At 46.4% G+C, this 20667-nt stretch carries 21 protein-coding genes; all 21 read left to right on the forward strand.

The window, feature by feature from the left end; genetic code table 11:
- Positions 1–87 precede the first annotated feature (87 nt).
- Positions 88–855: an ABC transporter ATP-binding protein gene (locus ICE90_RS01365; RefSeq protein WP_215321246.1), complete on the forward strand. Its 768-nt coding sequence runs from the start codon at positions 88–90 to the stop codon at positions 853–855.
- Positions 852–1556 carry an ABC transporter ATP-binding protein gene (locus ICE90_RS01370; protein WP_215321247.1) on the forward strand — a complete coding sequence of 235 codons (705 nt, stop codon included), beginning with the start codon at positions 852–854 and terminating at the stop codon, positions 1554–1556. The genes ICE90_RS01365 and ICE90_RS01370 overlap by 4 nt, the downstream gene beginning before the upstream one ends.
- 22 nt (positions 1557–1578) lie before the next feature.
- The gene (locus ICE90_RS01375; protein ID WP_215321248.1) at positions 1579–2802 is read left to right on the forward strand and encodes an ABC transporter substrate-binding protein; all 1224 of its coding nucleotides are present in this window, start codon (positions 1579–1581) and stop codon (positions 2800–2802) included.
- An 18-nt stretch (positions 2803–2820) separates the two neighbouring features.
- Positions 2821–3741 (forward strand): branched-chain amino acid ABC transporter permease, encoded by a 921-nt coding sequence (locus ICE90_RS01380; protein ID WP_216190676.1) that lies wholly within the window; start codon positions 2821–2823, stop codon positions 3739–3741.
- A gap of 2 nt (positions 3742–3743) precedes the next feature.
- On the forward strand, positions 3744–4673 hold the full coding sequence (locus ICE90_RS01385) for a branched-chain amino acid ABC transporter permease (RefSeq protein WP_216190677.1): 930 nt from the start codon (positions 3744–3746) through the stop codon (positions 4671–4673).
- 115 nt (positions 4674–4788) lie between these two features.
- Entirely contained in the window at positions 4789–5526 is a 738-nt protein-coding gene (locus tag ICE90_RS01390) for a TSUP family transporter (RefSeq protein ID WP_216191292.1), read from the forward strand.
- A gap of 106 nt (positions 5527–5632) precedes the next feature.
- A complete protein-coding gene (gene mnmG / locus ICE90_RS01395) occupies positions 5633–7555 on the forward strand; it encodes a tRNA uridine-5-carboxymethylaminomethyl(34) synthesis enzyme MnmG (RefSeq protein WP_216190678.1) in 1923 nt (640 codons plus the stop codon).
- Positions 7548–8216 (forward strand): 16S rRNA (guanine(527)-N(7))-methyltransferase RsmG, encoded by a 669-nt coding sequence (rsmG, locus tag ICE90_RS01400; RefSeq protein WP_216190679.1) that lies wholly within the window; start codon positions 7548–7550, stop codon positions 8214–8216. The genes mnmG and rsmG overlap by 8 nt, the downstream gene beginning before the upstream one ends.
- 17 nt (positions 8217–8233) lie before the next feature.
- Positions 8234–9004 (forward strand): ParA family protein, encoded by a 771-nt coding sequence (locus tag ICE90_RS01405; RefSeq protein WP_216190680.1) that lies wholly within the window; start codon positions 8234–8236, stop codon positions 9002–9004.
- Positions 9005–9027: 23 nt separating this feature from the next.
- Entirely contained in the window at positions 9028–9918 is an 891-nt protein-coding gene (locus ICE90_RS01410; RefSeq protein WP_216190681.1) for a ParB/RepB/Spo0J family partition protein, read from the forward strand.
- 69 nt (positions 9919–9987) lie between these two features.
- Entirely contained in the window at positions 9988–10479 is a 492-nt protein-coding gene (locus ICE90_RS01415) for an ATP synthase subunit I (RefSeq protein WP_216190682.1), read from the forward strand.
- Positions 10480–10519: 40 nt separating this feature from the next.
- The gene (gene atpB / locus ICE90_RS01420) at positions 10520–11395 is read left to right on the forward strand and encodes a F0F1 ATP synthase subunit A (protein WP_215321256.1); all 876 of its coding nucleotides are present in this window, start codon (positions 10520–10522) and stop codon (positions 11393–11395) included.
- Positions 11396–11440: 45 nt separating this feature from the next.
- Positions 11441–11707 carry a F0F1 ATP synthase subunit C gene (gene atpE / locus ICE90_RS01425; RefSeq protein ID WP_011901869.1) on the forward strand — a complete coding sequence of 89 codons (267 nt, stop codon included), beginning with the start codon at positions 11441–11443 and terminating at the stop codon, positions 11705–11707.
- 63 nt (positions 11708–11770) lie between these two features.
- Entirely contained in the window at positions 11771–12241 is a 471-nt protein-coding gene (locus ICE90_RS01430; RefSeq protein WP_072582048.1) for a F0F1 ATP synthase subunit B, read from the forward strand.
- A 1-nt stretch (position 12242) separates the two neighbouring features.
- A complete protein-coding gene (locus ICE90_RS01435; RefSeq protein ID WP_216190683.1) occupies positions 12243–12779 on the forward strand; it encodes a F0F1 ATP synthase subunit delta in 537 nt (178 codons plus the stop codon).
- 45 nt (positions 12780–12824) lie between these two features.
- A complete protein-coding gene (gene atpA, locus ICE90_RS01440) occupies positions 12825–14366 on the forward strand; it encodes a F0F1 ATP synthase subunit alpha (protein ID WP_072582050.1) in 1542 nt (513 codons plus the stop codon).
- 17 nt (positions 14367–14383) lie between these two features.
- Entirely contained in the window at positions 14384–15253 is an 870-nt protein-coding gene (gene atpG, locus ICE90_RS01445) for a F0F1 ATP synthase subunit gamma (RefSeq protein WP_215321258.1), read from the forward strand.
- A gap of 55 nt (positions 15254–15308) precedes the next feature.
- Complete coding sequence (gene atpD, locus ICE90_RS01450) at positions 15309–16709, forward strand: F0F1 ATP synthase subunit beta (RefSeq protein WP_072582052.1); 1401 nt, start codon at positions 15309–15311, stop codon at positions 16707–16709.
- Positions 16710–16721: 12 nt separating this feature from the next.
- Complete coding sequence (locus ICE90_RS01455; RefSeq protein ID WP_215321259.1) at positions 16722–17138, forward strand: F0F1 ATP synthase subunit epsilon; 417 nt, start codon at positions 16722–16724, stop codon at positions 17136–17138.
- Between the two features lie 9 nt (positions 17139–17147).
- The gene (gene hemE, locus ICE90_RS01460; RefSeq protein ID WP_216191293.1) at positions 17148–18266 is read left to right on the forward strand and encodes a uroporphyrinogen decarboxylase; all 1119 of its coding nucleotides are present in this window, start codon (positions 17148–17150) and stop codon (positions 18264–18266) included.
- Between the two features lie 265 nt (positions 18267–18531).
- Positions 18532–20658, forward strand: a complete 2127-nt coding sequence (priA, locus tag ICE90_RS01465) for a primosomal protein N' (protein ID WP_216190684.1) — start codon at positions 18532–18534, stop codon at positions 20656–20658.
- Positions 20659–20667 lie beyond the last annotated feature (9 nt).

Below are 20667 nucleotides of genomic sequence, written 5' to 3' on the forward strand. Positions count from 1 at the left end.
CTTTAATTGTTTAGGGTTATTGCTATATAAACCCAAGCCATCTTCGGGTATTCTCGTATTCTTGCTCCCAAGTAGGGGGTAGAGGGTATGACATTGCAAGAAACAATATTAAAAACAATTGGACTGGGGAAATCCTTCAAGGGATTTTCCGCGGTCACCGATGTGAACCTAGATGTCGCTCGGGGAACTATTCACGCTTTAATTGGGCCCAATGGAGCCGGTAAAACAACTTGCTTCAATTTGCTGACTAAATTTTTAGAGCCCAGCAGCGGACAAATCTTATTCAACGGTTTTGACATTACTAAAGAGGCCCCCGCACAAATTGCGAGACGGGGCATTATTCGCTCTTTTCAGATTTCTGCAGTTTTTCCACATTTAACGGTTATTGAAAATGTTCGTGTTGCACTGCAGCGAGAATTGGGTACCGAGTTTCACTTCTGGAAGTCTGGAAATTCCTTGAATGTGCTTAACGAGCGCGCACTAGAGCTGCTTCATGAGGTTGGCTTAGAAGATTTTGCCAACGAGGAAACTCTCAACCTAGCTTATGGCCGTAAAAGGGCGCTTGAAATTGCAACAACTTTAGCTATGGAGCCAGAGTTAATGCTTTTGGATGAGCCCACCCAGGGAATGGGCCACGAAGATGTTGAGCGTGTAACAGAGTTGATTGATCGAGTGGCCAAGGGCCGTACTATTCTGATGGTTGAACACAATATGAAGGTGGTTTCTTCAATTGCAGATCGTATTACCGTTTTACAGCGTGGATCCGTGCTGGCCGAGGGTTCTTATCATGAGGTTTCAAACAACCCATTGGTTGTTGAGGCTTATATGGGTAGCCACGGGGGAGATAACTCATGAGCACCATGGCGCTAGAGGTTAAAAATTTAGAGTCTTGGTATGGCGAATCCCATATTTTGCATGGCGTGAATTTTGCTGTGCGTGATGGTGAGGTGGTTACTTTACTTGGACGAAATGGCGCCGGTCGAAGCACCATTCTGAAGACCATCCTAGGATTAACTAGCAAAAGAGCTGGTTCTGTAGAGGTGTATGGGGCGGAAACTATCTTCATGCCCACTTATAAGATTGCTCGTCTGGGGGTTGGTTTTTGCCCAGAAGAAAGAGGCATTTTTGCTAGTTTGAGTACAGAGGAAAACCTTTTGCTATTACCGGAGATTGCTCCTGGCGGCATGGGTTTGGATGAGATTTATGAAATGTTTCCAAATCTCTATGAAAGAAGAAATAGCCCTGGCACCCGCCTATCTGGTGGTGAGCAGCAAATGCTAGCGATGGCGCGAATTCTGAGAACCGGCGCAAAGCTATTGTTATTGGATGAGATTACTGAGGGGTTGGCGCCCGTGATTGTGCAAAAGCTTGGTGAAGTTGTTACCAGTTTGCGCAACAAAGGTTTCACGATTGTGTTGGTTGAGCAAAACTTTCGTTTTGCTGCACCCTTGGCTGATCGTCATTATGTTGTTGAGCATGGAAATGTGGTTGAGGTAGTGCAACAAAGCGAGCTTGCCGAAAAAGCAACCTTATTAAATGAGTATCTTGGTGTTTAGTGGATTTCTATAGGAGACGGTAATGAAGTTAAAGCAAATAACCGCGTGTCTGGTTGCGGCGACTATGTTTGGTACAAACCCAGCGTTTGCACAAAGTGGATCTAAGGTAAGTGGCGATGTTGTAAAGATTGGTGTATTAACCGACCTTTCATCAACCTACTCTGATTTGGCTGGCCCTGGTGCGGTAATTGCGGCAAAGATGGCGATTGCCGACTTTTCCAAAGACGGCACTGTAATTGGCAAGAAGATTGAGCTCGTAAGCGCTGACCACCAGAACAAAGCCGACATCGCTGCTAACAAAGCACGCGAATGGTACGACAAAGATGGTGTGGATGTAATTGTTGAATTGGTTTCAACCAACGTTGCCTTAGCTGTGATGGAAGTCGCAGAGCAAAAGAACAAGATTACTTTGGTTTCTGGCGCAGGCTCTTTAACCATTACCAATGAAAAATGCACGCCAAACAATGTGCATTGGGCTTATGACACCTATGCGCTGTCAAACGGCACAGGTAAAGCAGTTGTAAAACAGGGTAAAAAGAATTGGTACTTTATTACTGCCGACTATGCTTTCGGCGCTGCTCTTGAGAAAGATGCGACAGCTGTTGTGACTGCTAATGGCGGTAAAGTTTTGGGTACTAGCAAACACCCCTTCCCTAATAGCGATTTCTCTTCATACCTTTTAAAGGCGCAAGCTAGTGGTGCGGATGTAGTTGCTTTGGCAAATGCTGGTCAAGATACTATCAACACCGTTAAGCAAGCCTCTGAGTTTGGTATCAACAAAAAACAAACCGTTGTTCCTTTATTGATGTTTATCTCAGACGTGCATTCTTTGGGCCTACCTGCCGCACAAGGCATGTACCTTACAGAAGGATTCTATTGGGACAAGGATGACAAGACCCGCGCGTTCTCCAAACGTTTTATCTTGCAACACAAGCGTATGCCAACCATGGTTCAAGCCGGTGTTTACTCATCCGTTCTTGCTTATTTGAATGCGGTTCAAAAAGCTGGTACAGACGATACGCAGGCTGTAATGAAGGCGCTTAAATCAACCAACATCGATGACGGCCTCTTCAAAGGCAAGATTCGTGCGGATGGCAAGTTTGAGCATGACATGTATTTGTTGGAAGTGAAGAAACCTGCTGACTCTAAGAGCCCGTGGGATTATTACAATGTGCGCGCGACGATCCCTGCTGCTGAAGCAACTTTGCCGCTTTCGCAATCGAAGTGCAAGTTAGTTAATAAGTAAGAAATTTAGAAATCAAGAATGTTTGAACTTCTCGGAATTACCCCTCAAGGGCTGGTAGCCCAGCTCTTGGTGGGGCTTATTAATGGCTCGTTCTACGCCATATTGAGTTTGGGATTGGCCATTATTTTTGGCCTTCTCAACATCATTAATTTTGCACATGGCGCTCAGTACACTATGGGCGCTTTTATTGCCTGGATTGGTTTAACCCAGATTAGCCAATGGCTTGGCTTTCCTGACCTATCTATTAATTATTGGTTTGCTCTTATTGTTGTGCCATTGGTTTTGGCGGGATTTGGCTTAATTTTGGAGCGCACGATGTTGCGCCGCCTGTACCACCTTGACCACCTATATGGTTTGTTGTTGACTTTTGGTTTGGCTCTCATTATTGAGGGCATGTTCCGTCATTGGTACGGCATCTCTGGAGAGGGCTATCCAGCCCCAGAGATGCTGCAGGGGGCAATCCCCCTTGAGTCTCTTGGCATCATCTTGCCGAAGTATCGCATCTGGGTTGTGGTCATTTCTATGACGGTATGTTTCTCAACCTGGTATGTGATTGAGAGAACAAAGTTGGGCGCCTATTTGCGCGCTGGAACCGAAAACCCTAAATTACTACAAGCCTTTGGTATCAATGTCCCGCTGATGATTTCTTTGGCCTACGCCTATGGCGTTGGTCTAGCAGGTTTTGCTGGTGTATTAGCAGCCCCCATTTTCCAGGTGAACCCGTTGATGGGTTCCAACCTCATCATTGTTGTGTTTGCGGTGGTGGTGATTGGTGGTATGGGCTCGATTATGGGTGCCATCCTTACTGGTTTGGGCTTGGGTCTGGTTGAGGGCCTGACTAAGGTCTTTTATCCAGAGGCCTCCGGCGTTGTGATTTTTGTGATCATGGCAATTGTTCTTTTGATTCGCCCTGCTGGACTGTTTGGGCGGGAGAAATAAGCATGAGTCCAAAAACAAAATTGCTTTACGGCATCTTGGTTTTAATTGCCCTGTTATTGCCCTTCCAAGATTTTATTTATCTCGTGTTTGCAATGAAGGTGTTGTGCTTCGCCCTTTTTGCATGCGCATTCAATTTGCTTTTGGGTTTTACCGGGCTTCTATCTTTTGGTCATGCAGCATTTTTTGGAACTGCTGCTTACATTACCGCCTACTTCTGCAAAGAAGCGGGCCTCTCCCCTGAGTTAGGAATTGTGTTGGGCGTTGTTGGCTCTGGTGTTTTGGGATTCTTAATTGGATCGTTGGCCATTCGCAGACAAGGCATTTACTTTGCGATGGTGACTTTGGCTCTTTCGCAAATGGTTTACTTTTTAGCTGTTCAGCTTCCATTTACGGGTGGCGAAGATGGAATACAGGGTGTCCCCCGCGGCATGTTATTTGGCTTGATTGACCTAAAGGACGATGTTGCGATGTATTACTTTGTTTTGGCGGTTTTCTTGTTTGGTTTTGCCGTCATCATGCGCACAGTGCACTCTCCGTTTGGTCAGGTTCTTAAGGCAATTCGCGAGAATGAGCCCCGCGCTATTTCCCTGGGCTATGACGTTGATCGTTTTAAGTTGATGTCTTTTGTGATCTCAGCCGCATTATCTGGCTTGGCTGGTTCCATGAAATCTTTGGTATTCCAGTTGGCAACACTGACCGATGTTCATTGGCATATGTCTGGCGAGGTTGTGTTGATGACCTTGCTTGGTGGTATGGGAACCATTCTGGGCCCAGTGGTTGGCGCGGGAATTGTCGTTGGCCTGCAAAATTATCTTGCCAATATTGGCTCATGGAGCACAATTGCAACAGGCTTCATTTTTGTCATTTGTGTTTTAGCATTCCGTCGAGGCGTTGTTGGCGAGATTGCTGCGCACTATAAAAACAAAAACTGAGTTTTTGTTTTTCCTTTTATTATTTGATTTTTAGTGCGGCGCTTTCGCCGCACTCATTCAATTAAAAGAGACTCTCATCGAATTTTCAATTTTCATATGGCCACTGCTTTTGGCAATGGCTTTCTTTGCTGGTCTGGTTGATGCCGTAGCTGGAGGTGGTGGCTTGATTCAGGTGCCCGCCCTGTTTGCTGCTTACCCCAATGTTCCACCCGCAACTTTGCTAGCGACGAATAAGGTTGCTGCGGTTGGTGGGACTTTTAATGCTGCGCGTAAATTTTTGCGCCATGTTTCTTTACCTTGGGCAATTGTTTTACCAGCAATTGTTGCGGGTTTTGTAGGCTCTCTTTTGGGTGCAAATGCAGTGAGCAATTTTCCAGCCGAGCCTTTGCGCAAAGCGTTGCCATTTGTTTTGTTGTTCCTGCTTCTGTACACCTGGTTTCAACCTTCGCTTGGAGAGGCGCATGCGCCGAAAATTCTTGGGCGTTTTCAACAGCTCAAGGGTGTAGTCCTTGGTTTAACAATTGGTTTTTATGACGGCTTCTTTGGTCCTGGTACCGGCAGTTTTTTGTTGTTTGGTTTCGTGCGCTTTTTTGGTTTTGATTTTCTTCATGCGTCTGCGGCAACGAAATTGGTAAATGTGGCAACCAATCTGGCAGCTATTTTGATGTTGGCTAGTCTCGGTCAAATTAACTGGCCTCTCGGGTTTGCAATGATGGTTGCTAATATAGCTGGCAGTCAGTTTGGTAGTCGATTGGCAATTAAGCATGGTAGCGCCTTTGTCAGAAAGGCCTTTTTAGCTATTGTTAGTGCGCTGATATTGAAGTCAGCCTGGAATGCTTATTTCATCAATTAAATCAATTACTTAGAAATCTGCCTATTGTTTTTCTAGGAATTTTTAATCTTTTGTTTCACGTGAAACAAACAAAATGCTATGATCATCGCCCTATCTGAGGCAAATCATGCGTTATTCCAAAAGTTTCGATGTCATTGTGGTTGGAGGCGGTCACGCTGGGACTGAGGCCGCGCTTGCGTCGGCGCGTATGGGGTGCGACACCCTATTAATTACCCATAGCATTGAAAACTTGGGCGCCATGAGCTGCAATCCTTCCATCGGCGGGATTGGTAAGGGCCATCTAGTAAAAGAAATTGATGCGATGGGCGGCGCTATGGCTGCGGCTACTGATGAAGCCGGCATTCAGTTCCGCATTCTAAATTCTAGTAAGGGCCCTGCTGTTCGGGCTACTCGTGCTCAAGGGGACCGAGTTCTGTATAAGGCCGCCATTCGGCGCCGTCTAGAAAATCAACCTAATTTAACCCTCTTCCAGGCCGCAGTTGATGACTTATTGGTTAAGGGTGATGAGGTTCAGGGTGTGGTTACTCAAATGGGCCTAGAGTTTGCTGCAAAGAAAGTTGTTCTTACGGCGGGCACCTTTTTAGATGGAAAGATCCATGTAGGCTTAAATAACTACGCCGGTGGGCGTGCGGGTGATCCTGCAGCAGTTTCCTTATCGGCTAGATTAAAGGAATTGAAGCTTCCTCAGGGAAGATTGAAGACTGGTACTCCACCTCGCATTGATGGTCGAACAATCGACTTTTCAGTCATGCTTGAGCAGCCTGGGGACTTGGATCCAGTGCCAGTATTTTCTTATTTGGGGCGTCCAGAGCAGCATCCTAAGCAGGTTCCCTGCTGGATTTCTCATACAAACGAAAAGACTCACGATATTATTCGGGGCGGTTTAGATCGTTCACCGATGTATACCGGTGTGATTGAGGGGGTTGGTCCCCGCTACTGCCCCTCTATTGAGGACAAGATTCATCGCTTTGCCTCTAGAAATAGTCATCAGATCTTCTTGGAGCCAGAAGGCCTCACAACCAATGAGTTTTATCCCAATGGGATTTCTACCAGCTTACCTTTTGATGTTCAGTGGGACTTAGTCCGCAGTATTCGGGGTATGGAGTCTGCGGTGATTGTCCGCCCTGGCTACGCAATTGAATATGACTTCTTTGATCCACGCCAATTACGCCATAGCCTTGAGACCAGGGTTATTGGTGGGCTTTACTTTGCTGGCCAGATTAATGGCACCACTGGCTATGAAGAGGCTGCAGCGCAAGGCATGTTGGCTGGAATTAACGCTGGCTTAGCGGCCAAAGGAAAAGAGCCATGGTTGCCCAAGCGCAGCGAGTCCTATATTGGTGTCTTGGTTGATGACCTGATTACCCGCGGAGTCCAGGAGCCATATCGCATGTTTACAAGCCGAGCAGAATATCGCTTGAGCTTGCGTGAAGATAATGCAGATATGCGCTTAACCACAATTGGGCGCGAGCTTGGTTTGGTGGATGATTATCGTTGGGCAGTTTTTTGCAGAAAACAAGAGGCTGTTTCACGTGAAACATCTCGTTTGCAAGATATTTGGGTTGGCCCAAAACACGAGGCCGCACCCCTAGTTTCTCAGTTGCTAGGTCAAGGCCTGTCTCATGAATGCAACTTAACGGAGTTATTGAGGCGCCCAGGGGTTACTTATGAAGCAATTACTGCTTTGGGCAATGGAATGTGGGCTCCAGCAACTCTAGACGAAGATCTTGGCTTGGCTGCTCAAATTAGCGATCAGGTAGAAATCTCAGTTAAATACCAGGGTTACATCGATCGTCAGGCGACTGAAATCGCTCGTCAAGAACACAATGAATCATTCCCCTTACCGGAATCACTCGATTACTCTCAGGTTGTTGGCTTATCTAAGGAGGTTCAGCAAAAACTGAATTTGCATAAACCCGAAACATTAGGTCAGGCCGGCCGCATTTCAGGGGTCACGCCTGCCGCCCTTTCACTTTTATTGGTGCACCTTAAAAAAGGCTTGGGCCGTACTCAAGAAACCTATGAGTGAGGGTTTGCTTGCTTTGGGAATTGAGGATCTTGGGCTGGAGTTAAGTCCAAGCAATATCGCTGATTTAGAGTTGTTTTTGCAAGAAATGGGACGCTGGAATCGGGTTCATAACCTCACAGCAATCGAAGGCGAGAAAGATTCTATTCGACTACATCTTATTGATTCCATTGCAGTTTTGCCAGTATTGAAACGTTTCTTAAAGACCTCGTCTCCTAAGATTGCGGACCTTGGTTCAGGGGGCGGCCTACCAGCCATTCCGATTGCTATTGTTCAATCAGATTGGCACCTTTCATTGATTGAGGCAATACGGAAGAAGACGGCTTTTTTGCAGCATGTACGCGGGAAGTTGAAGTTGAAAAATATTGAAGTGCTTTGTGAGCGAGTGGAGGATGCTGCGGTGCAACAACCGGCACAGTTTGATGCAGTGATTTCTAGGGCGTTTACAAATCTCGCACGTTTTTTGGATTTGTCTTTGCCCTTCTTAAAGCCCGATGGCCTGGTATTTGCAATGAAGGCCAAGCGCGCTGACGACGAAATGAAAGATGTTTCCATGGACGATTGGCGCTTAGTTGCCGATGAGCCCCTTCACATCCCTAATTTAGCGGTGGAGCGACGCCTTTTGGTGTTGGCCCCCGTGAGAAAATCCACCCTCACCTCTTAAGTAAACCAAAAGTAGCCATGGCAAAAATTTTCTGTATCGCAAATCAAAAAGGTGGTGTTGGTAAGACCACTACCGCCGTTAATTTGGCGGCGGGTTTAGCAGGGCTACAACAGCGTGTTTTGTTGGTGGACCTTGATCCTCAGGGTAATGCCACGATGGGCTCCGGAGTAGAGAAGGCAGACTTAAACGCAAGCGTATATCAGGTATTAATTGGTATGACAGCAGTTAAAGAATGTGTGCAGCGTTGCGAAAGCTCTGGGTACGACGTGTTGCCGGCGAATCGTGATTTAGCGGGCGCTGAAATTGAATTGGTAGATCTAGATTTGCGCGAAGCGCGTTTGAAAGATGCGCTTGCTCAAGTGGTGAACGATTACGACTTTATTTTGATTGATTGTCCACCTGCTTTGTCTTTGCTTACGCTCAACGGATTGTGCGCAGCAAATGGTGTGATTGTGCCGATGCAGTGTGAATACTTTGCATTGGAGGGCTTGTCCGATTTGGTAAATACCATCAAACAAGTGCATGCAAATCTGAATCCCGACTTAGTCATCATTGGTTTATTGCGCGTCATGTTTGATGCGCGCATGACTTTGCAACAACAGGTTTCCGATCAGCTGCTTGAGCACTTCGGCGACAAAGTATTTAAGACCATTATTCCGCGCAATGTGCGTCTTGCTGAAGCCCCCTCTTATGGGCTTCCTGGGGTGGCTTTCGATAAATCATCACGTGGCGCAAAAGCCTATTTAGAGTTTGGTGCTGAGATGGTTGAGCGCATCAAGCACATGTAATTTTTAGAAAGAAAATAAAGATCATGGTTGCCGTTAAGAAAAAAGGTTTAGGTAGAGGCCTTGAAGCGTTGCTTGGAGAGAAGACGCAGCAAGCAAATTCTTCCACTGAAATCAATCGTTTGCCATTAACTGCTTTGCAGGCAGGCAAATATCAGCCACGTCAAAAAATGGAAGCCGGTGCATTGCAAGAGTTGGCAGAAAGTATTCGCGAGCAAGGTGTTATGCAGCCCCTTTTGGTTCGCCTGGTGGCTCCTGGTAAGTACGAAATTATTGCGGGCGAAAGACGCTTTCGTGCGGCAACCATTGCGGGCTTAAAGGAGGTTCCGGTTTTAGTTTCTGGTGCCGATGATCAGGCTGCGGCAGCAATGGCCCTGGTAGAAAATATGCAGCGAGAGGATTTAAATCCTCTCGAAGAGTCGCAGGGTTTAGCTAGGTTGATTGAGGAGTTTGGATTTACGCACGAACAGGCAGCAAAGGCTGTAGGCAAGTCGCGCAGTGCTATTACCAACTTATTGCGCCTCGCCCAGCTAGCAAAGCCGGTGCAGGCCATGTTGTTGGCAGGAGATATTGATATGGGGCACGCTCGTGCGCTACTGCCCCTTCCTGGATCTAGCCAGGTGGCTTTAGCCCAGAGAATCTCGGCACAGGGTCTGTCTGTCCGTGAGGCGGAGCGAATGACGGCTGCCTTGGTGATTGCGGGCGGTCAAATTGGAGACAAAAAGGCTAAAAGTAAGCCAGGCACTTCTTCACCCAGCAGCGATCCAGATATGCAGCGTTTGACGCAAGAAATTGCAGATTTGATTGGCCTAAGCACGGAATTTAAGCTTAAAGGTAAGGGTGGAGAGCTCAGGCTCCGCTTCAGCCAATTCGATGAATTAGATTCCCTATTAAAAAAATTGGGTATTGAGTCTTAAATTAGGTCGAAAAATGTCCCCAAATCCTTTGACATATTGCACTGCACACACTAAACTTCCGGGGCTAAATTGATTCCTCAAAAAAATCAATTTTCCGAGGTAGACGAGTGGGATGAGCCCGAGGAAGTTATTCGGGTTTACAGCAAAGAGGAAATTGTTGCGCTGCAGCAAAGTGATGCAACAAAGTACCGATCCCTTTCACCATGGAAAATTATTTTGGCCCAAGTGTTGATTACGGCTATCAGCATGGTGTTTTGGTCAATTTTTGGGGAGCCGGTACGGGTAAGCCTTTATACTCAGTCGGCCTTTTTAGGTGGTTTAATTAGCGTCTTGCCTACAGCCCTGTTTTTAGTCAGGCTGGAGTTAGCAAAAAAATCGCAAAGATTGAATCCGGGAAGATTTTTGGCGGCATTGGTTTCGGGTGAATTTATCAAAATCGCCGTGACATTGATGTTGTTTGTAGGGATTGCGTATTACGTCCCTGGCGTGCTTTGGGTCCCCTTGTTGGTGACTTACCTGCTTGCCTTGAAGTGTGTGTGGCTGGCGTGGTTGTGGCGCTAAGTAGTGACAATTGAGATTGAAACAAAGGACTAGTTAAGAGATGTCTAGCGAAGTACACCAAGCCCACGAGGCAGCCGAGCAAATGACGCCAACTGCGTACATTTCTGAGCATTTACAAAACCTCACCAGCACTGGTGAGCACCAATCCTCCATTGTTGATTTCAGCGTCATCAATTTAGACACCATTTTTTGGGCTTCATTGATGGGCTTCATAGCGGTATTTATTTTGTTGATTGCGGCGCGTCGCGCAACTCCTGGTGTTCCTGGTCGGTTTCAGTCTTTGATTGAGATGATTGTGGAGATGGTCGATACACAAGCCAAGAGCATTGTTCATGGCGATCGTACTTTCATTGCGCCTCTCGCGCTCTTCGTATTTTTCTGGATCATTCTCTTAAACACCCTCGACTTAATTCCTGTGGATTGGGTGTTGGGCGTAAATCATTTCATCGGTAACTTTGGTGGTCATGTACCGCATAACCGCATGGTTCCAACAACCGATTTAAACGCAACGATGGGCATGTCCCTTTCAGTGTTGGTTTTGGTGTTCTTTTACAGCTTCAAGGTAAAAGGTTTCGGCGGCTTCTTGCACGAACTCATTTCCGCTCCTTTTGGCGCGAAATGGTATTTAGCCCCATTTAACCTCGCTTTGAATATTATTGAGTATTTGGCGAAAGGCGTTTCCTTAGGAATGCGACTTTTCGGCAATATGTACGCTGGCGAATTGGTCTTCTTATTGATTGCCTTGCTTGGTAGCGTATGGACCTTTAATTTAGATTTATCCCTGTTCGGATTGGTGGGCCACGTTATTGCTGGATCAGCTTGGGCCATCTTCCACATTTTGGTTATTTTGTTGCAAGCCTTTATTTTCATGATGTTGACTTTGGTTTACATCGGGCAAGCGCATAGCCATCACTAAGATTTTATTTTTAACTTACCTCTTTTAACTTCAGGAGTCAGCAACATGCAAGCATTTTTAGCAACTATTCAAGGTTCAACAGCTATCTGTATCGGCATCATCATCGGCCTCGGCGCGATCGGTGCATGTTTGGGCATCGCATTGATGGGCGGCAAGTACATCGAAGCTTGTGCACGTCAACCAGAATTGATGGAGCCACTCCAAACTAAGATGTTCCTTTTGGCAGGTTTGATCGACGCTGCGTTCTTGATCGGCGTTGGTGTTGCAATGTTGTTTGCTTTCGCAAACCCACTGCTCGCAGTTATTAAGTAATTGTTTTGGCGTGGATGACCAACAAGTCATCCAACTGTTCTCAACAATACTGAAAGGAATATCGTGAATCTGAACGCGACCCTATTCGCGCAAATGATCGTTTTCTTCGTCTTATGGTGGGTTGTTGCACGCTTCGTGTGGCCACCGCTGGTTAAGGCGTTAGATGAGCGTTCAAGCAAAATTGCTGATGGTTTAGCTGCTGCCGAGCGTGGTAAAGAAGCTCTCGCACTAGCCAGCAATGAAGCTGAGCAAGAATTAACTAAAGCACGTCAAGAAGGTGTTCAACGCGTTGCCGAAGCTGAGAAACGTGCACAAATGTCAGCCGAAGAAATTCGTGCTAACGCACAAGCTGAAGCCGCTCGAATCATTTCTCAAGCCCAACAAGATGCAGCTCAGCAAGTTACTCGTGCCCGTGAAGTTCTGCGTGCTGAAGTGGCTGTTCTCGCAGTTAAAGGCGCCGAGCAAATTTTGCGTCGTGAAGTTGATGCAAAAGCGCATGGCCAATTACTTGACCAACTAAAGGCAGAACTTTGATATGGCTGAATTAGCCACTATTGCACGTCCTTATGCTGAAGCGCTTTTTCAAAGCGCTAAGCCAGCTGAGCTTACAGGCTGTTTGGAGCAATTAAACGAATTGGCTCAGATTGCTGCTTTGCCAGAAGTTGCTGCACTGTCAAACAACCCAAAAGTATCGGCTGATGATTTAAGCAAGTTACTTTCTGGCATGGTGAAAACCAAGCTAGATGGCAAGGTTGCCAGCTTTTTGAATCTTGTTAATCAAAACCACCGCTTAGCAGCCGTTCCTGAAATTGCCCATCAATTTGAAGCAATGAAGAACAAAAGCGAAGGCGCTGCAGAAGTAAATATTACTAGCGCATTCCCTTTAGAGGGTTCTGCGTTAAATGATTTGTTGTCAAGTTTGAAGAAGCGCTTTGGGGGTAAAGAATTGCGCCCAACCATCCAAATTGATCCAACATTGATTGGCGGAGTTCGCATTCAAGTTGGCGATGAAGTAATGGATAGTTCAGTTAAGGCTCAGTTAGCTCAAATGCAAGCAAGTCTTGGCGCATAAGTGATCCCTATTAAGAACATACGAAATAAGACCCAGGAGTAAGTAATGCAACTCAACCCTTCCGAGATCAGCGAGCTGATCAAAAGCCGAATTAGCGAATTGGGCGTTGACTCCCAAGTTCGCAACGAAGGCACTGTAATTTCAGTGACCGACGGTATTTGCCGCGTACATGGCTTGTCAGGCGTTATGCAGGGCGAAATGTTGGAGTTTCCTAACAACACTATCGGCCTTGCATTAAACCTTGAGCGTGATTCTGTTGGTGCCGTAGTGTTGGGTGAATACACCCACATTAAAGAAGGCGACCCAGTGAAATGTACGGGTCGCATTTTGGAGGTTCCAGTTGGCCCAGAGTTGCTTGGTCGCGTTGTAAATGCGCTCGGTCAGCCAATTGATGGCAAAGGCCCAATCAATACTAAGTTAACTGACTTTATCGAAAAAGTTGCTCCAGGCGTTATCGCACGTCAATCCGTTAGCCAGCCAGTACAAACTGGTTTAAAGGCGATTGATGCGATGGTTCCAATTGGCCGCGGTCAGCGTGAGTTGATCATTGGCGACCGTCAAACTGGTAAAACTGCCGTTGCGGTTGACGCGATCATTAACCAAAAAGGTAAAGGTGTTTATTGCGTTTACGTGGCGATCGGTCAAAAAGCTTCAACTATTGCTAACGTTGTTCGTAAGCTCACAGAATTGGGCGCGATGGAGTACACCGTTGTTGTTGCAGCGAGTGCGTCTGAGTCTGCAGCGATGCAGTATCTCTCTGCTTATGCAGGCTGCACCATGGGCGAATACTTCCGCGATCGCGGCGAAGACGCTTTGATTGTTTACGATGACTTAACTAAGCAAGCAGTTGCTTATCGTCAAATTTCCTTATTGCTCCGTCGCCCACCAGGCCGCGAAGCTTATCCTGGCGATGTTTTCTACCTCCACTCACGCTTACTCGAGCGCGCTGCACGTGTAAATGCTGAGTATGTTGAGAAGTTTACGAATGGTGCCGTAAAAGGTAAGACTGGTTCATTGACTGCATTGCCAATCATCGAAACTCAAGCTGGCGACGTTTCTGCATTCGTTCCAACTAACGTAATTTCGATTACTGACGGTCAGATCTTCTTGGAAACTGACTTGTTCAACGCTGGTGTACGTCCTGCGATTAACGCCGGTATTTCTGTTTCCCGCGTTGGTGGTGCTGCACAAACTAAAGTGATTAAGAAGTTATCTGGCGGTATTCGTACTGACTTGGCGCAATATCGTGAATTGGCAGCGTTTGCTCAGTTCGCATCTGACCTTGACGAAGCAACCCGCAAGCAGCTCGAGCGCGGTCGTCGCGTTACGGAATTGTGTAAGCAAGCTCAGTACAAGCCACTCCAAGTCTGGGAAATGGCCGCTTCACTTTATGCTGTTAATAACGGCTACTTCGATGATCTCGAGGTAAAGAACGTATTGCCATTCGAAAAAGGCTTGCAAGATCATTTGAAATCTAAATTCGCTGACTTAGTTGCGCGTATTGAAGAAACCAAGGATTTGAGTAAAGATGACGAAGCTGCATTGCGCGCTGCTATTGAGGATTACAAGCGTTCTGCCTCTTTCTAAGAGGGCTCGCATAAATCATGGCAAGCACAAAAGAGATACGATCTAAGATCAAGAGCGTGCAAAACACGCGCAAGATCACGAAGGCAATGGAAATGGTCGCCGCATCCAAGATGCGTCGCGCCCAAGAGCGCATGCGTAATGCGCGTCCATACGCTGAAAAAATTCGTGAGATTGTTGCCAATCTATCAAAAGCTAATCCTGAGTTCCGCCCTGCTTACATGGCAACTCGTGAGGTGAAGAAAGTTGGCACGATTTTGGTTACTACAGACAAAGGCCTGTGCGGTGGTTTAAATACCAACGTCTTGCGTTTGATTGCTAACCAAGTGCGCGATTTGCAAGAAAAAAATGTTGAGATTGCGTACACCGCAATTGGTTCAAAAGGTTTGCAATTTTTGAATCGCTCAAAAGCAAAATTGATTTCTCAAACAATTCAAATTGGCGATACACCACATATGGATGTTTTGATTGGCGCAATTGTTGCCCAATTAGAAGCGTTTGAGCGTGGCGAGATTGATGCCGTTTATTTGGCATTTACCCGCTTTGTAAATGCAATGAAACAAGAGCCTGTTTTAGAAAAACTCTTACCTTTGGAGCCAGAAGCTTTGACTCCACAAGAGAAAACAGGCAATTCTTGGGATTACATCTACGAACCTGACGCAGAGTCTATTTTGAATGGCCTGCTTAAGCGTTACGTTGAGGCAATGATTTATCAGGCAGTTGCTGAAAACATGGCTTCTGAGCAGTCTGCACGTATGGTCTCTATGAAGGCCGCTTCAGATAATGCGAAGAACGTCATTGGCGAATTGCAATTGGAATACAACAAAACACGACAGGCTGCTATTACTAAAGAGTTGTCAGAAATTGTTGGCGGAGCGGCTGCGGTTTAAGCAGTCAGCGTTTAGGAATACGAAAGAATTCAGGAATTAAAAGCGGAGAAATGCGATGAGTAACGGAAATATCGTGCAATGTATCGGTCCAGTGGTGGACATTCAGTTCCCACGCGACAAAATGCCAAACATTTATGATGCGTTGACATTAGTTGATAGCGGTGAAAAATCATTTGCTGAAAAAGGTTTGACCTTTGAAGTTCAGCAACAAATTGGTGACGGCGTAGTTCGCGCGATTGCCATGGGCGCCAGCGATGGCTTGCGTCGTGGCATGGAAGTGAAATCTACTGGCGGTCCAATTTCTGTGCCTGTTGGCCCAGCAACCCTCGGCCGCATTATGGACGTTTTAGGTCGCCCAATCGATGACGCAGGTCCGATTGCAACCGAAGAGCGTCGTGCTATTCACCAGCCAGCCCCTAAGTTTGATGAGCTTTCACCTTCTGTGGACTTGTTAGAAACCGGCATTAAAGTTATTGACTTAGTTTGCCCTTTTGCTAAAGGCGGTAAGGTTGGCCTGTTCGGTGGCGCGGGTGTTGGTAAGACCGTGAACATGATGGAATTGATTAACAACATCGCTAAGCAACACTCAGGTTTGTCAGTGTTTGCTGGTGTTGGTGAGCGTACTCGTGAAGGTAATGACTTCTACCACGAGATGAAAGAATCTAACGTTATCGACAAAGTGGCGATGGTGTTTGGTCAGATGAACGAACCTCCTGGCAACCGTTTGCGCGTTGCGTTAACTGGTCTGACAATGGCTGAAGCGTTCCGTGATGAAGGCCGTGACATTTTGTTCTTTGTTGACAATATTTATCGTTACACATTGGCCGGTACCGAAGTTTCTGCATTGCTCGGTCGTATGCCTTCTGCTGTGGGTTACCAGCCTACATTGGCTGAAGAGATGGGTAAATTGCAAGAGCGTATTACTTCTACCAAGACTGGTTCCGTTACATCTATTCAGGCCGTTTACGTTCCTGCGGATGACTTGACCGATCCATCACCAGCTACAACATTCTTGCACCTAGACTCCACAGTTGTGTTGTCACGTGATATCGCTGCATTGGGTATTTACCCAGCGGTTGATCCATTGGATTCAACCAGCCGTCAGCTCGACCCACAAGTGGTTGGTCAAGAGCACTATGAAGTAGCTCGCGAAGTACAGATGACATTGCAGCGCTATAAAGAGCTGCGCGACATTATTGCAATTCTGGGTATGGACGAGTTGTCACCAGAAGATAAGTTGTCAGTATCACGTGCTCGTAAGATTCAACGTTTCTTGTCCCAGCCTTTCCACGTTGCTGAAGTGTTTACTGGTTCACCAGGCAAATACGTTCCACTGAAAGAAACTATCCGTGGTTTCAAAATGATCTGCAGCGGCGAATTGGATCACTTGCCAGAGCAAGCGTTCTATATGGTGGGTTCAATTGATGAAGCCATCGAGAAGGCCAAGAAGCTTTAATCTAGGGAAATTATGTCAACCATACGCGTCGATGTAGTGAGTGCTGAGCAGTCTATTTTCAGCGGGGAGGCCAAATTTGTTGCGCTTCCTGGCGAAAGTGGTGAGCTCGGCATTTTGCGCGGCCACACTCCTTTGATTACACGTATTCGTCCAGGCTCAGTTCGTATTGAAAAAGCTGATGGTGATGAAGAGTTTGTTTTCGTAGCAGGTGGCTATTTAGAAGTTCAGCCAGATCGCGTTACTGTTTTAGCGGACACCGCTATTCGCGGACATGATCTTGATGAAGCTAAAGCGATTGAAGCTAAGAAACGTGCTGAAGAAGCGATGCAAAACCGTGGCACTGACTTTGATTTGGCTTTGGCCCAATCTGAGTTTGCAATGGCGGCTGCACAGCTGGCTGCAATTGCACGTTTCCGTCGTAAAAAGTAATAGCTGGTCATCTCCTTGCTGTTAAATGATCGGTTTTTAAAGGCCTGCCTGGGCGAAGCGGTTGATCAAACACCGCTTTGGCTCATGCGTCAAGCCGGTCGATATCTTCCCGAGTACAACGCTACTCGCGCCAGAGCTGGAAGTTTTTTAAGGCTCGCAAAAAATCCTGCATACGCTACTGAAGTAACCCTTCAACCTTTAGATCGCTATCCATTGGATGCGGCGATTTTATTCTCCGATATTTTGACTATCCCTGATGCCATGGGATTGGGCTTGAAATTTACCGCTGGCGAAGGCCCAAGCTTTGAACATCCTCTTCGCACTGAAGAGGCGGTTATGAAATTACGCGTTGCTGACATGGATCAGTTGAAGTACGTCTTTGATGCAGTTTCAGAAATTCGCAAAGCATTGATACAGGAGGGTAAACAGCGTGTGCCTTTGATCGGCTTCTCCGGAAGCCCTTGGACATTAGCTTGCTACATGATTGATGGCTCAAGTGCCGATGATTTTCGTCATGCCAAAACGATGATGTTTAGTCGTCCTGACTTGATGCAGCACATCCTTGATATCAATGCTCAGTCAGTCGCAGCCTATTTGATAGAGCAAGTTAAAGCAGGCGCTCAGGCTTTGATGATTTTTGATACCTGGGGTGGAATGCTGCCAGATGGCTGGTATCAAAAAATGTCTCTGGCTTCAATGCAAAAAGTGATTTCTTTATTGCCACGCGAACATGAAGGCAGAAAAATTCCAGTAATCATGTTTACCAAAGGCGGTGGGATTTGGTTGAGCGATATGGCGCAAGTTGGTGCTGATGTTATTGCCATTGATTGGACAATGTCACTGAGTCGCGCACGCAAACAATTGCTGGCATTGAACAAGCCATTAGCATTGCAAGGTAATTTAGATCCGCTTATTCTGTTCTCGGAGCCAAAAGAAATTGCACGGCAAGCAAACCTTTTGCTTGAGGATTTGGCGAGTGCTCCAGCCCTTAAATCGGGCTTACATCCTCTAGACGGACATATCTTTAATCTAGGGCATGGGATTTCTCAATTTACCCCTCCTGAAAGTGTTACGGCTCTTGCCGAAGCGGTCATTGAGAGCTCAAGGGCTCTCAGGACTAAGTCGTAATACTGAGTGATTGCTAACTTGACGCTAGGATTTTTAGCGAAAGTTATGCACAGATAACGGGAAAATTCGAAATTCAGTGAGATTGCGAATAATGATGAAAATTCACTTTCGAATATCTTTACAAGTCATTGATTTATATAAATAATTACTAAAAAGCTTTAAATGAGTGCAGAATCTGAAAGCTGATAAATTAGCTTATAAATCAGAATCCTCGGATGATATCCACAGACTTATCCACAAGCAAACTAAAGATTTGAAGTAAATCATGCCCCCTCCGATCGTTGTCCAAGTTGTTGTTGATAAGCCCCTTGCCCAGGGTTTTGACTACTTGTGGGACGACAAGGCATTGGGGGGGAGCCCACAGGTGGGGGCAATTGTTGAGGTTCCCTTTGGGCGCAGTTCACTGGTGGGATTGGTAATTAAAGTAAGCGCTCACTCAGACTATGATCTTGATAAATTAAAAGGGGTAAGCAAAATTGCGCCCCTTCCCCCCTTGGACCCAGCAGTATTGAAGTTAATGAACTTTGCCAGCCAGTATTACATTCATGCGCTAGGCGAGACCATTATTCCCACCATTCCACAGATGTGGAAAAAGCCAGATGATTGGGAAAAGATCCCCAAGAAATTAGCGGCGGACGAAGAAAAACAAAAGAAAAAAATCACATTAGAAGCAATTGAGGGTTATGTTGATGAGGTCCATCTGAACGATGGCCAAAAACTTGCCTTAAAAAAATTGCGCACCATTCCTTCAAGTGAATTCAAAGCAATACTGTTACAAGGACAAACTGGTAGCGGAAAGACGGCTGTATTTTTAAATTGGTTAAGCGGCATTTTGGAAGATGCAAGCGCACAGGCATTGCTCTTGGTGCCGGAAATTAATTTAACGCCACAGTTGGAGCGCAGAGTGCGCGCTTATTTTCCAGATAAAAAAATGGTCGTGCTTCACAGTGGCGTGAGTGAAAAAGTTAGAGGCATCGCCTGGCATGATGCGATGAGTGGTAAAGCCCAAATTATTTTGGGAACAAGATTGGCTGCATTAACTCCCCTGCCTAGTCTGCGCGCCATTGTTGTTGATGAAGAGCATGATCCATCTTATAAACAGCAAGATGGTATCCGTTACTCTGCAAGGGATCTTGCGATATGGCGTGCCCACGACCTTAAGATACCGATCTTATTGGCCTCTGCTACACCATCGCTTGAGACTTGGATGGCTGCCAGGGCTAGCCGTTATGAATATATTCGTCTGGATCAGCGCGCGCAAGGCGCAAGCTTGCCAAAAGTGCATTTGATCAATACGCGCGATCCACAAACACAATTTAGTCCGGGCGATATAGAGAAGCCAAAATCCAAAAGCCTGATTACTAAAGCCCTTGCGAAGGCCGTTAGCCAGAATCTACAAAATAAGCAGCAAAGCCTAATACTCATCAATCGACGAGGTTATGCTCCAGTGCTTAGCTGCGGCGCTTGCTCATGGCTCTCAAGATGCGAGCAATGTAGCTCCTATATGGTGCTGCATAAATCAGGAGCACTAGGCAGGAAGTCGGTTTTAAGTTGCCACCACTGCGGCTTGGTTAAATCAATTCCAAGCCATTGTCCTGACTGTGGCAATGCCGACTTAAAAACTTTGGGACAAGGTACTCAAAAGATCGAAGACTCCATTGAGGAGATGTGGCCAGGCGCAAGAGTGCTGAGGGTCGACACAGATTCCAGTAGAAAGAGTAAGGGCGCCGAAGAGTTATTTCAGGAAATTCACGAAGGTAATGTCGATATCGTTGTTGGGACCCAGATGATTGCCAAGGGGCACGATTACCAAAATATTGGCTTAGTTGCTGTGCTGGATGCAGATAGTAGATTGTTCTCTCAAGACTTTAGGGCGGCAGAGCGATTATTTGCCCAGTTAGTTCAGGTTGCAGGGCGGGCTGGGCGATCCAATAAGGATGGTGAAGCAGGTGGTGCTATTTATATTGAAACGCAGTTTCCGGAGTCTGCAGTTTTTCAGTTTTTACTGCACCATGACGTAGATGGGTTTTTAAGCTTTACGGCCAATGAAAGAAAAGAGGCTGGCTTGCCGCCTTTTGCCTACCAGGCCCTTATCCATGCTGAGGCTAAAAGTTTAGATAAAGCAATTCAGTTTTTGAGTAGCCTGAAGGGATATTTAAAGTCTCGGGGCCATATAAATAATGACCTCAGAGTCTATGATCCGGTCCCCAAGGCAATGATGCGCGTAGCGGGCTCGGAACGCGCCCAACTTCTGGTGGAGTCTGATAATCGTAAAAACCTGCAAGAAATCTTAGAGGCAACGGATCTTTATTTGCGAGAGCGCTCCCAGGGACGCATTAGTAAAGAAGGGCGCATTCGATGGTTAATTGAACGCGACCCCATTTCAATCTAATTGATTTCA

Source organism: Polynucleobacter sp. AP-RePozz3-80-G7 (assembly GCF_018882145.1).
Classification (GTDB): Bacteria; Pseudomonadota; Gammaproteobacteria; order Burkholderiales; family Burkholderiaceae; genus Polynucleobacter.

What these genes read in the sequence shown, in the direction of transcription:
- ICE90_RS01365 (WP_215321246.1), top strand. Translation starts at nt 88, where the DNA reads ATGACATTGCAAGAAACAATATTAAAAACAATTGGACTGGGGAAATCC.
- ICE90_RS01370 (WP_215321247.1), top strand. Translation starts at nt 852, where the DNA reads ATGAGCACCATGGCGCTAGAGGTTAAAAATTTAGAGTCTTGGTATGGC.
- ICE90_RS01375 (WP_215321248.1), top strand. Translation starts at nt 1,579, where the DNA reads ATGAAGTTAAAGCAAATAACCGCGTGTCTGGTTGCGGCGACTATGTTT.
- ICE90_RS01380 (WP_216190676.1), top strand. Translation starts at nt 2,821, where the DNA reads ATGTTTGAACTTCTCGGAATTACCCCTCAAGGGCTGGTAGCCCAGCTC.
- ICE90_RS01385 (WP_216190677.1), top strand. Translation starts at nt 3,744, where the DNA reads ATGAGTCCAAAAACAAAATTGCTTTACGGCATCTTGGTTTTAATTGCC.
- ICE90_RS01390 (WP_216191292.1), top strand. Translation starts at nt 4,789, where the DNA reads ATGGCTTTCTTTGCTGGTCTGGTTGATGCCGTAGCTGGAGGTGGTGGC.
- mnmG (WP_216190678.1), top strand. Translation starts at nt 5,633, where the DNA reads ATGCGTTATTCCAAAAGTTTCGATGTCATTGTGGTTGGAGGCGGTCAC.
- rsmG (WP_216190679.1), top strand. Translation starts at nt 7,548, where the DNA reads ATGAGTGAGGGTTTGCTTGCTTTGGGAATTGAGGATCTTGGGCTGGAG.
- ICE90_RS01405 (WP_216190680.1), top strand. Translation starts at nt 8,234, where the DNA reads ATGGCAAAAATTTTCTGTATCGCAAATCAAAAAGGTGGTGTTGGTAAG.
- ICE90_RS01410 (WP_216190681.1), top strand. Translation starts at nt 9,028, where the DNA reads ATGGTTGCCGTTAAGAAAAAAGGTTTAGGTAGAGGCCTTGAAGCGTTG.
- atpB (WP_215321256.1), top strand. Translation starts at nt 10,520, where the DNA reads ATGTCTAGCGAAGTACACCAAGCCCACGAGGCAGCCGAGCAAATGACG.
- atpE (WP_011901869.1), top strand. Translation starts at nt 11,441, where the DNA reads ATGCAAGCATTTTTAGCAACTATTCAAGGTTCAACAGCTATCTGTATC.
- ICE90_RS01435 (WP_216190683.1), top strand. Translation starts at nt 12,243, where the DNA reads ATGGCTGAATTAGCCACTATTGCACGTCCTTATGCTGAAGCGCTTTTT.
- atpA (WP_072582050.1), top strand. Translation starts at nt 12,825, where the DNA reads ATGCAACTCAACCCTTCCGAGATCAGCGAGCTGATCAAAAGCCGAATT.
- atpG (WP_215321258.1), top strand. Translation starts at nt 14,384, where the DNA reads ATGGCAAGCACAAAAGAGATACGATCTAAGATCAAGAGCGTGCAAAAC.
- atpD (WP_072582052.1), top strand. Translation starts at nt 15,309, where the DNA reads ATGAGTAACGGAAATATCGTGCAATGTATCGGTCCAGTGGTGGACATT.
- ICE90_RS01455 (WP_215321259.1), top strand. Translation starts at nt 16,722, where the DNA reads ATGTCAACCATACGCGTCGATGTAGTGAGTGCTGAGCAGTCTATTTTC.
- priA (WP_216190684.1), top strand. Translation starts at nt 18,532, where the DNA reads ATGCCCCCTCCGATCGTTGTCCAAGTTGTTGTTGATAAGCCCCTTGCC.